15 protein-coding genes are annotated in these 14,092 nt (G+C 62.2%); 7 read left to right on the forward strand and 8 right to left on the reverse strand.

Annotated features, from left to right (window positions below; translation table 11 throughout):
• Positions 1-156 precede the first annotated feature (156 nt).
• The 6 genes from proV (at position 157) to ACI3EV_RS10705 (ending at position 6,201) form a co-directional block, all read left to right on the forward strand.
• Positions 157-1,425, forward strand: a complete 1,269-nt coding sequence (gene proV, locus ACI3EV_RS10680; RefSeq protein ID WP_337690021.1) for a glycine betaine/L-proline ABC transporter ATP-binding protein ProV — start codon at positions 157-159, stop codon at positions 1,423-1,425.
• A 14-nt stretch (positions 1,426-1,439) separates the two neighbouring features.
• Positions 1,440-2,672 carry a glycine betaine/L-proline ABC transporter permease ProW gene (gene proW, locus ACI3EV_RS10685; protein WP_337690019.1) on the forward strand — a complete coding sequence of 411 codons (1,233 nt, stop codon included), beginning with the start codon at positions 1,440-1,442 and terminating at the stop codon, positions 2,670-2,672.
• 32 nt (positions 2,673-2,704) lie between these two features.
• The gene (proX, locus tag ACI3EV_RS10690; RefSeq protein WP_329769501.1) at positions 2,705-3,730 is read left to right on the forward strand and encodes a glycine betaine/L-proline ABC transporter substrate-binding protein ProX; all 1,026 of its coding nucleotides are present in this window, start codon (positions 2,705-2,707) and stop codon (positions 3,728-3,730) included.
• 144 nt (positions 3,731-3,874) lie between these two features.
• Positions 3,875-4,810, forward strand: coding sequence for a branched-chain amino acid transaminase (locus tag ACI3EV_RS10695; RefSeq protein WP_337690015.1), 936 nt, complete (start codon positions 3,875-3,877; stop codon positions 4,808-4,810).
• A 22-nt stretch (positions 4,811-4,832) separates the two neighbouring features.
• Positions 4,833-5,036 carry a zinc-finger domain-containing protein gene (locus ACI3EV_RS10700; RefSeq protein ID WP_018714640.1) on the forward strand — a complete coding sequence of 68 codons (204 nt, stop codon included), beginning with the start codon at positions 4,833-4,835 and terminating at the stop codon, positions 5,034-5,036.
• Positions 5,037-5,052: 16 nt separating this feature from the next.
• Complete coding sequence (locus tag ACI3EV_RS10705; protein ID WP_337690010.1) at positions 5,053-6,201, forward strand: glycosyltransferase; 1,149 nt, start codon at positions 5,053-5,055, stop codon at positions 6,199-6,201.
• A 25-nt stretch (positions 6,202-6,226) separates the two neighbouring features.
• On the opposite strand, the gene ACI3EV_RS10710 is transcribed toward ACI3EV_RS10705, so the two are convergent.
• From ACI3EV_RS10710 to ACI3EV_RS10740, 7 genes are all read right to left on the reverse strand, one after another.
• Positions 6,227-6,988 carry a glycosyltransferase family 25 protein gene (locus ACI3EV_RS10710; RefSeq protein WP_337690009.1) on the reverse strand — a complete coding sequence of 254 codons (762 nt, stop codon included), beginning with the start codon at positions 6,986-6,988 and terminating at the stop codon, positions 6,227-6,229.
• A gap of 2 nt (positions 6,989-6,990) precedes the next feature.
• Positions 6,991-7,704: a hypothetical protein gene (locus ACI3EV_RS10715; protein ID WP_337690007.1), complete on the reverse strand. Its 714-nt coding sequence runs from the start codon at positions 7,702-7,704 to the stop codon at positions 6,991-6,993.
• Between the two features lie 146 nt (positions 7,705-7,850).
• Positions 7,851-8,681 carry a hypothetical protein gene (locus tag ACI3EV_RS10720; protein ID WP_337690005.1) on the reverse strand — a complete coding sequence of 277 codons (831 nt, stop codon included), beginning with the start codon at positions 8,679-8,681 and terminating at the stop codon, positions 7,851-7,853.
• A 48-nt stretch (positions 8,682-8,729) separates the two neighbouring features.
• A complete protein-coding gene (galE, locus tag ACI3EV_RS10725) occupies positions 8,730-9,704 on the reverse strand; it encodes a UDP-glucose 4-epimerase GalE (RefSeq protein ID WP_337690003.1) in 975 nt (324 codons plus the stop codon).
• Entirely contained in the window at positions 9,701-11,038 is a 1,338-nt protein-coding gene (locus ACI3EV_RS10730) for an AmpG family muropeptide MFS transporter (RefSeq protein WP_337690001.1), read from the reverse strand. The genes galE and ACI3EV_RS10730 overlap by 4 nt, the downstream gene beginning before the upstream one ends.
• Positions 11,039-11,126: 88 nt before the next feature.
• Positions 11,127-11,765: an MBL fold metallo-hydrolase gene (locus ACI3EV_RS10735; RefSeq protein WP_337690000.1), complete on the reverse strand. Its 639-nt coding sequence runs from the start codon at positions 11,763-11,765 to the stop codon at positions 11,127-11,129.
• A 1-nt stretch (position 11,766) separates the two neighbouring features.
• Entirely contained in the window at positions 11,767-12,567 is an 801-nt protein-coding gene (locus ACI3EV_RS10740; protein ID WP_337689997.1) for an exodeoxyribonuclease III, read from the reverse strand.
• A gap of 52 nt (positions 12,568-12,619) precedes the next feature.
• Here ACI3EV_RS10740 and pyrE point away from each other — a divergent pair, with 52 nt between their 5' ends.
• Positions 12,620-13,315, forward strand: a complete 696-nt coding sequence (pyrE, locus tag ACI3EV_RS10745) for an orotate phosphoribosyltransferase (protein ID WP_337689995.1) — start codon at positions 12,620-12,622, stop codon at positions 13,313-13,315.
• Here the strand turns inward: pyrE and ACI3EV_RS10750 are convergent.
• Positions 13,312-14,073, reverse strand: a complete 762-nt coding sequence (locus tag ACI3EV_RS10750; RefSeq protein ID WP_337689993.1) for a TSUP family transporter — start codon at positions 14,071-14,073, stop codon at positions 13,312-13,314. The genes pyrE and ACI3EV_RS10750 overlap by 4 nt on opposite strands.
• Positions 14,074-14,092: the final 19 nt, after the last annotated feature.

A 14,092-nucleotide genomic window follows, 5' to 3' on the forward strand; every position in this document is an offset into this window, starting at 1 on the left:
TTCCGCACCCGTACGGGGCCCGTCGTCCACGCGATGCCGGTGCCTCGCCCCACCACAGGCAGTCGGCATCACCGGCCTGTTGTTGGCGTGTCCCCGGGCTCGTCATTCACGCAACAGCGTCAGTCCGTCGTCTGCCCCCGCAATGAGGACGTACGCATGGCAAAAAGCATCTCCATCGAACACCTGTTCAAGGTCTTTGGCAAGGAGCCTGACAAGGCCCTGGCATTGGCCCGGCAAGGCCTGAGCAAGCAGGACATCGTGGCGCAGACCGGCGCTTCGATTGGCGTGTTCGACGCCAGCTTCACCATCGAGGCTGGCGAAATCTTCGTCATCATGGGCCTGTCCGGCTCCGGCAAATCCACCCTGGTGCGCATGCTGAACCGGCTGATCGAACCCACTGCCGGCCGCATCCTGGTCGATGGCGATGACATCAACCAGTACAACGAGCAGCAGCTGCGCGGCTTCCGCCGCAAGGACATCAGCATGGTGTTCCAGTCGTTTGCCCTGCTGCCGCACCTGACGGTGCTGGACAACACCGCCTTCGGCCTGGAGCTGGCCGGCGTGGACAAGGAAGTGCGACTGCGCCAGGCGCACGAGGCGCTGGCCCAGGTCGGGCTGGAAGTCTGGGCCGACAGCTATCCGGACGAACTGTCCGGCGGCATGCAGCAGCGTGTCGGCCTGGCACGCGCCCTGGCCGCCGATCCGGCGATCCTGCTGATGGACGAGGCGTTTTCGGCGCTGGACCCGATCATCCGCACCGAAATGCAGGACGAGCTGCTGCGCTTGCAGCAAGAGAAGCGCCGCACCATCGTCTTCATCTCGCACGACCTGGACGAGGCGATGCGCATTGGCGACCACATCGCCATCATGAAGGACGGCCAGGTGGTGCAGGTGGGAACGCCGGAGGAAATCCTGCTGAGCCCGGCCGACGACTACGTGCGCAGCTTCATCAGCGGCGTCGACACCTCGGCGGTGTTCAAGGCTGGCGACATCGCGCGCCGCATGCCGGTGGAAGTCGCCGTCAGCCCGGAGCGCGGCTGCCGTCCTGCCCTGCAGCGCATGGAGGACCACGACCACCAGTGGGCCTATGTCGTCGATACCCGGCACCGCTTCCTCGGCGTGGTGTCGACCGATTCGATCCGCAGCGCGCTGCGCGGCCACCACGGCCCGCTCGGCCTGCAACACGCCTACCTGCCCGAGGTAGAGGCCGTTGACAGCAACCACCCGATCAAGGAGCTCTACAGCAAGGTACTGTCCAGCCCCTGCCCGCTGCCTATCGTGGATGAGCAAGGTCGCTACAAGGGCAGCATCAGCAAGAACACGCTGCTGCGCTTCCTCGATCCCGATACCGATATCCATGGCAACCCGCTGCCAGAAACCGCTGAAGCCGATGTCGCTGCAGACACGGCCACCGCCCAGGCCTGAAGGAACCCCTGCCCATGAGCACCACAATGAACCAGGACCCCTATGAGGCGGTCACCCCCGATACCAATGACAACTGGATCAACGGCCCCGATGCCGTGACTCCGAACGAGGCGCTGGACGCCGCTGCCGGCACCGACGGCTTTGTCGATCCCTACACGGTGGCCGCGCCAGACGGCAGCGACAACTGGATCAACGGCCCGGACGCCGTGCAGGAAAACGAGGCGCTCGACGGCCTCGCCACCAGCGCCGCCGAGCTGACGCAGACGACAGGCAACGAAGCCGGTTTCTCGATCGGCCAGCTGTTCGACGGCAGCCTGCCGGTGCAGGACTGGATCAACGACGGCCTGGACTGGTTCGTCGAACGCTTCCGCCCGCTGTTCCAGACCCTGCGTGAACCAGTCGATGCAATTCTGGGTGGCGTCGAAGCGGCGCTGCAGTTCCCGCCAGCCTGGGCCATGATCATGCTGCTGGCGCTGCTGGCCTGGCAGCTGGCCGGCGCCCGTCTCGCCATCGGCACGCTGGTGTCGCTATTCGTCATTGCGATTCTCGGCATCTGGTCCGAAGCGATGGTGACGCTGTCGCTGGTGCTAACCTCGCTGTTCTTCTGCATCGTGCTCGGCCTGCCGCTCGGCATCTGGCTCGCCAACAGCGATCGCGCCGAGCGCATCATCCGGCCCATCCTGGACGCAATGCAGACCACGCCGGCCTTCGTCTACCTGGTGCCGGTGGTGATGCTGTTCGGCATCGGCAACGTGCCGGGTGTGATCGTCACCATCATCTTTGCACTGGCACCGCTGGTGCGCCTGACCTCGCTTGGCATCCGCCAGGTGCGTCCGGACCTGATCGAGGCGGCGCGTGCCTATGGTGCCTCGCCCTGGCAAATGCTGACCAAGGTGCAGATGCCGCTGGCCATGCCGTCCATCATGGCCGGCATCAACCAGTCGCTGATGCTCAGCCTGTCGATGGTGGTGATCGCCTCCATGATCGCCGTCGGCGGCCTGGGCCTGATGGTGCTGCGCGGCATTGGCCGCCTCGACATGGGCCTGGCCACCGTGGGCGGCATCGGCATCGTGATCCTGGCGATCCTGCTCGACCGCGTGACCCAGGCCATGGGCCAGCAGGACCGCCACGGCCTGCGCTGGCACCAGCGCGGCCCGGTCGGCCTGCTCAACCGACTGCTGCAACGCCAGCCGGCCCGCCCTGCCGCAACCGCCACACCGGCCACACCGGCCACGGCCCGAGCCTGACTCCCAGAACACCACAGAACAAGGATGATTCCATGACGTTTTCCCTGCGCTCCTTCCGCTCCCTCGCCCGCGGCCTGCTGCTGGCCGGCCTGCTCTCCTCTGCCGCCATCGGCACCCAGGCCCAGACGGCTGCCGACCAGCCCGGCAAGGGCGTCAAGGTCTACCCGCTGCAAAGCAATATCGCCGAAGAAACCTTCCAGGCGCTGCTGGTGACGAAGGCCCTGGAACAGCTCGGCTATGACGTGCAGCCGATCCGCGAGGTGGAGTACACCGCCGCCCACCTGGCGATTGCCAATGGCGACGCCACCTTCCTCGCCTCGCACTGGGACCGCCTGCACGAGAGCTTCTACCAGAACTCCGGCGGTGACGCCAAGCTGTGGCGCGAGGGCATCTACTCGCCCGGTGCGCTGCAAGGCTACCTGATCGACAAGAAGACCGCCGAAGCGCACAACATCACGCATATCGGCCAGCTGAAAGATCCTGCGATTGCCAAGTTGTTCGATACCGATGGCGACGGCAAGGCCAACCTGACCGGCTGCAACCCCGGCTGGGGCTGCGAAAAGGCGATCGAATCACATCTGGACCAGTTCCAGCTGCGCGGCAGTATCCAGCACGTGCAGGGCAACTACTCGGCGCTGATTGCCGATACCATCACGCGCTACCAGCAAGGCCAGCCGGTGTTCTATTACACCTGGACGCCCTACTGGGTCAGCAACGTGATGAAGCCCGGCAAGGACGTGGTCTGGCTGGAAGTCCCCAAGACCCAGGCCGCCGCTGGCGCAGAAAGCACCGTCCTGCCGAATGGCAAGGACTACGGCTTTATCGTCAACAACCAGCACATCATGGCGAATCGCGCCTTTATCGAGGCGAATCCGGCTGCAGCCAAGTTGTTCAGCGTGATGCAGCTGCCGGTGGCCAACATCAACACGCAGAACATGGCGATGTTCCAGGGCGCCAACAAGCGCCGCGATATCGAGAAACACGCCGACGGCTGGATCAAGGCGCACCAGCGCCTGTTTGACAGCTGGCTGGAACAGGCGCGCGCGGCGGCACGCTGACCCGCGCGCAGGGTTTGCCCCCGAGTCAAGGACTGGCCGGGGGCTGCATCTGGCGTCAATTCGGCGTAAACTTGCTGGTTGCTACTATTTATGACGAGAACGGCAGGATGGCCTGCCGGCGACTGACAAGAAAAGGAATCACCCATGAGCGCACCCAATGCCCTGTCCGACCGCGACGGCAAGATCTGGCTGGACGGCCAGCTGGTGGACTGGCGTGACGCCAAGGTGCACGTGCTCACCCACAGCCTGCACTATGGCTGCGCCGCTTTTGAAGGCGTCCGCGCCTACCAGACCGACAAGGGCACGGCCGTGTTCCGTCTGGAAGACCACACCAGGCGCCTGTTCAACAGCGCCAAGATCCTGCGCATTCCCATGACGATGACGCAGGAAGAGGTCAACGAAGCGCACAAGGCAGTGCTGCGCGAGAATAATCTGGAAAGCGCCTACATCCGTCCGCTGGTGTGGCTGGGCTCCGAGAAGCTGGGCGTTTCGCCCAAGGGCAACAAGACCCACGTGATGATCGCCGCCTGGAACTGGGGCGCCTACCTGGGCGAAGAAGGCATGGCCGTGGGCATCCGCATCAAGACCAGCAGCTTCACGCGCCACCACGTCAACATCACCATGACGCAGGCCAAGACCGCCAGCAACTACACCAACTCGATCCTGGCCAATATGGAAGCCACCGATGACGGCTACGACGAGGCCCTGCTGCTGGACAGCGCCGGCTTTGTCAGCGAAGGGTCGGGCGAAAACGTGTTCATCGTCAAGGATGGCGTGGTCTACACGCCGGACCTGTCGGCTGGCGCCCTGAACGGCATCACGCGCAATACCGTATTCCAGATCTGCAAGGACCTGGGCCTGGAAGTGGTGCAAAAGCGCATCACGCGCGACGAATGCTATATTGCCGATGAGATGTTCTTCACCGGCACCGCCGCCGAAGTCACGCCGATCCGCGAGATGGACCGCGTGCAGATCGGTATCGGCCGCCGCGGCCCGATCACCGAAAAGATCCAGAGCGCCTTCTTCGATATCGTGAACGGTCGCAATCCCAAGTACGCACACTGGCTGGCGCTGGTGTAACCCCCCTGCACGGAGATACCCCATGAGCAAAGCTGTAGAAATCAAGGCCAGCGACCTGAACCAGGCCGGCGAAGTGTTCTGCCCCAGCCCGCTGGCCGGCATGGAGCTGTGGAACAGCCATCCGCGCGTGTACATCAATGTGTCGAAGCATGGCGAGGGCAAGTGCCCGTATTGCGGGACGGTGTACAAGCTGAAGGAAGGTGAAGTTGTCGCGCACGGGCATTGAGGCCTGACAGGCTTTCATGCGCGTCCTGCACTTTGTCACCGGGGGCTTTTCCGGCGCTACCCAGGTAGCGGTGGACTTGTGTCTGGCCGCGCAGCAAGGCCAGGACATGCAGGTGTTGCTGGTATTGCGCCGCAAACGCAATACCGATGCGGCACGCGTCCAGGCCCTGCGCGACAAGGGGCTGGATGTCCGCGTGGTACCCGGCTGGTCGCACCTGGCCACGGTGCTGAGCCTGCGCAAGATAGCGCTGGAGTGGCAGCCGGATATTCTGGTGGCGCACGGCTTCAGTGACCATTTGTGGGGGCGTTATGCCGGGCTGCTGGCACATGTGCCCAAGCTGGTGCATGTGGAACACAATGCGCGTGAGCGCTATACGTCCTGGAGGCTGAAACAGGCGCTGTGGCTGACACAGCACACGGCGGCCATCGTCGGCGTCACCAACGGCGTTCGCCAGCACTTGATCGGACTGGGCTTTCCAACGGGAAAGTGTCTGGCTATCCCTAACGGCATCGATCTGGCCAGATTCCCAGCCAGCCAGCTAGTGCCCTGGGAGCAACGGGAACCATCCCTCGTCATGGCCGCCCGCTTTGCCAGACAGAAAGACCACAAAACCCTGTTGCTGGCACTGAGCCTGCTGGCCAGGCAGGGGCTGCGTCCCCGACTGTACCTTGCGGGAAAGGGCAAGGCCAGACTGTTGCAGCAAACCCGGCAGTTGGCCCACTCGCTCGGACTGGAAGAACAAGTCGAATTCCTTGGGCATGTCGACAATCTGCCTGCCTTCATGTCCGGCAAGCAGCTCAACATCCTTTCCACCCATTACGAAGGCATGGGGCTGTCACTGGTGGAAGGCATGGCGGCTGGCTGCGCCTGCATAGGCACCGATGTCGTCGGGGTACAGGATGTCATTGACCACGGCCAGAACGGCCTGCTGGTACCTGAAAATGATCCTGCGGCCTTGGCCAAGGCCATCCAGCACCTGCTGGAAGATCCTGCTACCGCCCGGAAACTGGCTGCCGCCGGTCGGGCCAAGGCTTTTGCGGCCTTTTCGCGCTCCCTCATGATGGCGCGCTATGCCACCCTGCTGCGTGCCCTGCATGACCATGCACCGCTTCCCGATCTGGACCGGATAAGCCTCTCCGCATCAGCAGAGTCCGCCACGTTGTGACTGGCAGGCGCTGGGCACAGGCGGCTTACAGCTTACCCTGTTCCCGCGCATGCAAGGTATTGCCCCAGGTCAGTCCAACCTTCATCATGAGCTTGCGCCAGCGCATGGACCAGCCCACTGGCGGCCGGGGACCTTCAATACTGCTGACCTCGCTGGTCACATCCAGGGCAACTACAGGCGGCTGAACGCCCAGAATCTGCAGGTCATTTTCCCACCAGAAACGCAAGTCCACATCGATCGGACGTCCAAACGGCAGGCGACTTGCCAGCAGCTTCTGCGCACCACGCCGACTGACCACGTACCCCGCCGTCATGCTCGGCACGCGCCGGTACTGGATCAAGGCATGGCGCGTCGTCAACGGCTTGCTGGCGCGTACCTTTTCATCGCCAAAACGCCCCATCAGCTTGACCATGTCCCAGTCTGGCGGCAGGGCGGCAATCGCCTGCACGACCTCGGAAAAGGCATCGTCCAGTACGACATCGTCCTCCAGCACCACCATGGCCGCTGCCGTACCACGCAACAGTTGCTGCCAGGCCTGGATATGGCTGGCGTAGCAGCCTTTTTCACCATCTACCAAGGGCTTGTAGTACTGCGTCTGGTTCAGCTCCGGGCTGTACATGCCGGCCTGTACCTCGGGTGGCAACTGTTTCCACCAGACGGCAGGAAAGCGCTCGCCAGCCACGCCCAGGCGTGCAAACTCCGCCTCGACACGTGCCCGCCGCTGCGCATCCTTGTCCAGATTGATGAAGACTACGGGCAAATCCCCGGATGCCACAGGATTCGACATGGTTAGCGCCCCCAGAATTTCCAGGTGCTGCGCGCCGGAGCCATCTCCTCATCGTCCAGCGACTGGGCCAGTTCCAGATAGCGGGCAAAGTTCAGCGGCCTGTTGCCGATCACATCATCGGCCACCGCAGCCAGCAAGGCTCCGTATGCCGGCTTCCTGGATTCGAACAGATGAAAGAAGTCGCGCCTGCCATAAAAGGTGCCAATGCCGAACACCCCTTCCGATCCCAGCGCCCACTTGGATATCAGGGTAGCCGTGGGCTCGGACATCACGACTTCAACACCCCGTGCGCGCGCCAGCGCACTCAGGACCTCTGCAGCATCATGCTGCTTGCTGGATTGCAAATCGGGCTTGCCCAGGTCCTCCCACAACTGCTTGCGTAGCGCCATGAACATGGGGCCGGCATACACCTCATTGCCCGGCTTGTGGTTGGAGAACTGCGCCAGGCCGAACAGGGCTCCGCGCTGCGCATGGGACACGGCCTGCAAATAGGCATCGCGATGCAGGGGGAAGGCATCAATATCGCAGAAGATAACGATATCTTCAGATGCATGGCGCTCCAGCACTTCCCGCATCCAGACGCCATGGGGCTTTTTGTGCGCGCGCTCCTGCTGCAATGGCAGATCCAAGTGTTCAGCAACAGACTGCTGCTTCCTCAAAATATTCAACGGGATATTATCCCAATACATGGTATGAATTACCGGCAGTGCAGACATAGACGAACAGATATTAAGTGAAAGAGATATCGCCACAAGCCACCCCAACGACACAGGAATCACAAACCGAAGGGAGCCATCACATTAAAAAATCACGCACTAGACACTTCAAAAAAATACATCATTCCTCGGAAAAAGCACTTGCACTAACTCAAATACGCAGACAAGAAGCAACCTTCTGGCACCACACCATGCAACTCCCGATCAATACACTTACGCAACTCGGTTCCCCACAAGTGCACGGCCCATGCATCTTCCGGCAAGCTTTCTGATGTTATTTTACCGGGAATGACAAAATCTCGAGCTCGCTCCAGAGGTATCGAATAGAAAGATGATATGGGCAATGCATGATGAATCTCCCCATATTTTTTCAAAAAATACGTTAAAGCTTTTGGCCCTGTAGACCCCCAAGTCCAACGATCAATTGGCAGCTTACGCCCCAAATATTTCACATGATATCTGAGCCGACGGAGGCCAGTTACTTGCGGAGGATACCCTTTGGTATCCATCTTAATAGCCCGCAATTGCTTCAAAGTTTCTGATTCCGGAGGGAGCTTCAGTATGCCATTCGCCACACTAGCAGCACTTTCATACGCAAAAACATAATCCCCCGAAAATTCGAACGACTTCAAAGCTATGACATCCAAATCAACCCAAATCAAGCCTACCTTCTCAAGCAAAGCATAGCGAAACAAGTCCGCATGAATGGCAGGACTACCCGTTTTCTTATGCCTGACAATATTGGTGCAGGGAAACACCTCCTGCGCATCCCTTACTTCAACTCCTTCTGGCACTCCCGAAACTGGACCATATGCATAAAGTACAAAATGATCGCCAACCTTTTGGAAGGATCGAATACTTGCTTGCTCAACTACACTCAGCCCTTCCCCAATCCAGAGACTAGCTACAATTGCCACATCAATCTCCAAAAATATTATTTTAAATTTATCAAAAAAAATGATGGAGAAATCTTCCAACGTGAATAATGTCTCATTCCTCGAGCAAAAGAATAGCTAGCAAAAAATTCAGCAAGCACTCTGTTCCCACCCCCAAGCATCCCCCACAATCTGCGCCAGATCAGCCCGCCCGGGCCGCCACCCGAGCACCTCCCGCGCCCTTGCGGCATCCGCCACCAGCCGGGCCGGGTCGCCCGCACGACGCGGCCCTTCCTGCACCGGAATGGCACGTCCCGTCACCTGCCGCGCCACATCAATCACCTGCTGCACGGAATAGCCATCGCCGTTCCCCAGGTTGAAGGCCGTACTCCGGCCACCGGCAGCCAGGTACTCCAGCGCCAGCCAATGCGCATCGGCCAGGTCCATCACGTGGATATAGTCGCGGATGCAGGTGCCGTCCGGTGTGTCGTAATCGCGGCCGAACACGCTGATATGGCTGCGACGACCAGAGGCCGCCTGCAGCACCAGCGGGATCAGGTGCGTTTCCGGTTCGTGGCGCTCCCCCAGCAGGCCATCCGGATGCGCGCCTGCCGCGTTGAAATAGCGCAGGCACACCGACTGGAGCCCGTAGGCCTGCTCATAATCGGCCAATGCCTGCTCAATCATCCATTTGGTGCGGCCATACGGGTTGATCGGCTGCTGCGGATGGCGCTCGTCAATGGGCGTGTATTGCGGTTCGCCAAAGGTGGCCGCGGTGGAGGAAAAGACAAACTGCCTGACACCGTGCCGCTGCATGGCATTGAGCAGCGTGATCGTGTTGGAGACGTTGTTGGCGTAATACTTGCCAGGATCGGCCACCGACTCGCCCACCTGGATGCAGGAGGCAAAATGCATGACGGCATCAAAGGCGCCCTCGGCCAGCAGGCGGTCCAGCAAGGCGGCATCGGCCATGTCGCCCACCACCAGCTCGCCATGCAACACGGCATCGGCATGGCCGGCACTCAGGTTGTCCAGCACCGTGACGCGCACGCCGCGCTGGCCCAGTAGCCACACCATGTGCGAGCCGATGTAGCCTGCACCCCCTACCACCAGAATATGCTTCATGGCCGCTTCTCCTGCACCACCAGCACCCGCCCCGCCAACCACACCAGCACCAGCACCGGCAGCCCCAGCAGCGCCGTGCTGGTAAAGAAGGTGGCGTAACCAAACTGGTCCACAAACGCGCCAGACCAGCCGGCCACGAACTTGGGCAGCAGCAGCATCAGCGACGAGAACAGCGCATACTGCGTGGCGGAATACTGGATATTGGTCAGGCTGGACAAATAGGCAATAAAGGCTGCCGAGGCGATGCCGCCGGCCAGGTTGTCAGCCGAGACCACCAGGATCAGGGCGTTGACGTCATGGCCGTGTCCGGCCAGCCAGGCAAACAGCAGGTTGCTGATGGCACTGGTGATCGCGCCCAGCATCAGGATGCGCATCACGCCAAAGCGCATGGACAGGATGCCGCCTACATAGGCCCCCACCAGCGTCATGATGACGCCGTAGATCTTGGTCACCGCCGCCACTTCGGCCTTGGTGTACTGCATGTCCACGTAAAAAGGATTGGCCATGATGCCCATCACCACATCGCTGATGCGGTACACGCCAATCAGCGCCAGAATCAGCGCGGCCTGCCAGCGGTAGCGGCGGAAGAAATCGGCAAAGGGATCGACCAGGGTCTGGCGCAGCCATTCGCCCGGGGTGCGCGGACTGGGCTGTGCCACCGGTACCGGCTCAGGGGCCAGCAGCACCGTCACGATGCCCACCAGCATGGAAGCTGCCATCACCAGATAGGCGGTCATCCAGGCCTGGTTCTGGTAGCCGCTGCCGGCGGTTTCCGCCCCCGCTGCCAGCCACAGCACACCGGCACCAGCCCAGATCATGGCCAGGCGGTAGCCGGTCTGGTAAGTGGCGGCCAGCGCCGCCTGTTTTTCGGTTTCGGCCGATTCGATACGGAAGGCATCGAGCGCAATGTCCTGCGTGGCCGAGCTGAAGGCCACCACCAGCGCCGCCGCCGTGACGGCAAACAGGCCCTGCTGCGGGTTGCCCAGCGCCATGGCCACCAGCCCGCCCACGATGCCCAGCTGGGCCAGCAGCAGCCAGCTGCGCCGCCGGCCCAGCCAGCGTGTCAGCAGCGGAATCGGCACCCGGTCCACCAGCGGGGCCCAGACCCACTTGAAGCCATAGGCCAGGCCCACCCAGCTCAGAAAACCGATGGTGGCACGGTCGATACCGGCCTCGCGCAGGCGAAAGCTCAGGGTGCCCAATACCAGCAACAAGGGCAGGCCGGCCGAGAAACCCAGCGCCAGCATGCGCAGGCTGGCCGGCTCCAGGTAGACGCGCAGGGATTCGCGCCAGGTCGGGCGCGTGGCAGCGGCAGTTTCAGAAGATGCAGACATGGTCAACGTTGTATCACGCCCCGGAGCCAATTCAGCGGGCTGGCGGCATCTTTTGCCATACTGCGGCAGATGCCATGGAGGCGCCCGATCAGGTGCCCGCCACAAACGGGTTGCTGACGCGCTCGCGGCCAAATGTGCTTTCCGGGCCGTGGCCGGGAATGAACACGGTGTCGTTGCCCATGGGCCACAGGCGCTGCGTGATGCTGGCAATCAGCGTGTCGTAATCGCCACCGGGGAAGTCGGTTCGGCCAATGGAGCCAGCAAACAGCACGTCGCCGACAAAGGCGCGATTCGCTTCCGGCGAATAGAACACCACATGGCCCGGCGTATGGCCCGGGCAGTGGCGCACCTGCAGCGTGCTCTTGCCCACCTGCACCGTATCGCCATCCACCAGCCAGCGCGTCGGCGTGAACACGCGCGCCGGCGGAAAACCGTAGTTGACCGCCGTCTGCGGCAGCGCGTCGATCCAGTACTGGTCGCCTTCGTGCGGGCCGATGATGGGCAGGTCCAGATGCTCGGCCAGGTCGGCGGTGCCGGCGCAGTGGTCCACGTGGCAGTGCGTCAGCAGGATCTGCTTGAGCTGGATGCCCTGCTTCTCGGCAAAGGCCAGCAGGCGCGGCAGGTCGCCGCCCGGATCCACCACCGCGCCTTCCATGGTCTGGTCGCACCAGAGGATGGAGCAGTTCTGCTGGAACGGGGTCACGGGGATGGTGTGGTAGTGCAGCATGTCAGCTCCCTTGCAGGGTAAAGTCGTAATCGATGGTGATCGGCGCGTGGTCCGAGAACTTCTCGTCCTTGTAGATGGACTCGGTATGCGCGTGGCGCGCCAGTGCCGGCGTCGCCAGGTGGTAATCCAGACGCCAGCCCACGTTCTTGGCATAGGCCTGGCCGCGGTTGCTCCACCAGGTGTAGCACTCGTCGGTGGCTTCGGGCTTGAGCTGGCGGTACACGTCCACGATGCCGGCCTCGGCCAGCAAGCGCGTCATCCAGGCGCGCTCCTCGGGCAGGAAGCCGCTGTTCTTGCGGTTGCCCTTCCAGTTTTTCAGGTCGATCTCGTTGTGCGCGATATTCACGTCGCCACACAGGATAAATTCGCGGTTCTGCTTGAGCTCCAGCAGGTAGGGATACATCTCGTCCAGGAATCGGTACTTGGCAGCCTGGCGCAGCTCCCCCGAAGATCCGCTCGGGAAATAGCAGCTGATGATGGACAGCGCGCGCTGCGGCGTATCAAAGCGCAGCTCGATATAGCGGCCTTCAGCATCAAATTCGGGCGAGCCATAGCCGATGCGCACATCGCTGGGCTCATGCCGGGTGTAGATGCCGACGCCTGAATAGCCCTTCTTCTCGGCAAAGTGGAAGTAGCCCTGCATCTCCGCCAGCACCTCGAACTTGCCCACGATGTCGGCCTGCTGCGCCTTCACCTCCTGGACACACATACAATCAGGGGCATGCGCTGCCAGCCAGGGTTCCAGACCCTTGGTGGTGGCCGAGCGGATGCCGTTGAGGTTGAGACTGGTCAAGCGAAACACCTGGCGTGCACTCCTTTGTTGATTCTGTACAGTTGATTGATCGGACAAACCCATGAACCAGCCCGCTAACACCCCTTCCCAGGACTCCCTTGCCCAGGACTTTGTGGCATTTGCAGTGGATTGCGGGGTGCTGTGCTTTGGCAGCTTCACGACCAAGGCCGGTCGCCAATCGCCCTATTTCTTCAATGCCGGCCTGTTCAACGATGGCGCCATGCTGGGCCGGCTGGCTCAATTCTATGCTGAACGCATCATCGCCAGCGGCATCCAGTTCGACATGCTGTTCGGCCCGGCCTACAAGGGCATCCCGCTGGTCGCGGCCGTGGCGGTGGAACTGGCGCGCCTGGGCCGCAACCTGCCGTTTGCCTACAACCGCAAGGAAGCCAAGGACCACGGCGAAGGCGGCAGCCTGGTGGGCGCGCCGCTGCTGGGCCGCGTGCTGATCGTCGATGACGTGATGTCGGCCGGCACTGCCGTACGTGAATCGATTGCCCTGATCCAGGCCGCCGGCGCCACGCCGTCAGCCGTGGCGGTGGCGCTGGACCGTCAGGAAATGGCGACCGAAAACGGCCAGGACGTGCCCTACAGCGCCGTGCAGTACGTGCGCCGCGAACTCGGCATGGATGTCTGCGCCATTGCTTCGCTGGACGACCTGCTGGGTTACCTGCAGCAGCCGCAGCACGCCAGCGCGGAGCTGGCTGCCAGCCATGCGCAGGTGCTGGCCTACCGCGAACGCTACGGCGTGCGCTAGGCCTTCAGGAAGGCGTCGTAACCGGTCTTGAGCACCAGCGCCAGCACCACCAGGATAAAGGCGATGCGCACAAAGCCGCTGCCGTGCTTGAGCGCCATGCGCGAACCGATCAGGCTGCCAACCACATTGGCTACAGCCATCGCCAGGCCCAACTGCCACCAGACATGGCCCTTGCTGGCAAACAGCGCAATCGCCGCCACGTTGGTGCTGACGTTGATCAGCTTGGCACCGGCCGAGGCGTGCAGGAAGTCATAACCGAGCACGCGCACCAGCAGGAACACCAGGAAGCTGCCGGTACCGGGGCCAAAAAAACCGTCATAGACACCCAGCGCCAGACCGATCAGGCTGGCCGCCAGGATCTCGTTGCGACCGACCCAGCGCGGCGTATGCTGCGTACCCAGATCCTTCTTGACCAGGGTGTAGGCCAGGATCAGCAGCAGCACGAAGGGCAGCGCCTTGCGCAGGAAATCCGGGTTCACCATGGTCACCAGCCAGGCGCCGACAAAGGAGCCGGCAAAACCAGCCGCAGCGGCCGGCAGCATGGCACGCCAGGGCATACGCACACGCCGGCTGAACTGCCAGGTGGCAAAGGTGGTGCCCCAGACCGAGGCCGACTTGTTGGTGCCCAGCAGCGTCGCCGGCACCATGTTCGGGAAGGTCGCAAACAGCGCCGGCACCAGGATCAGGCCGCCGCCGCCCACGATCGCGTCCACAAAGCCGGCAAACAGCGATGCCGCGATGACGATAAACCAGTCCATCAACAAACCCCTTTTCAGA

It is taken from the genome of Allobrachymonas wangyanguii (assembly GCF_045055315.1).
Taxonomy (GTDB): domain Bacteria; phylum Pseudomonadota; class Gammaproteobacteria; order Burkholderiales; family Burkholderiaceae_C; genus Brachymonas; species Brachymonas wangyanguii.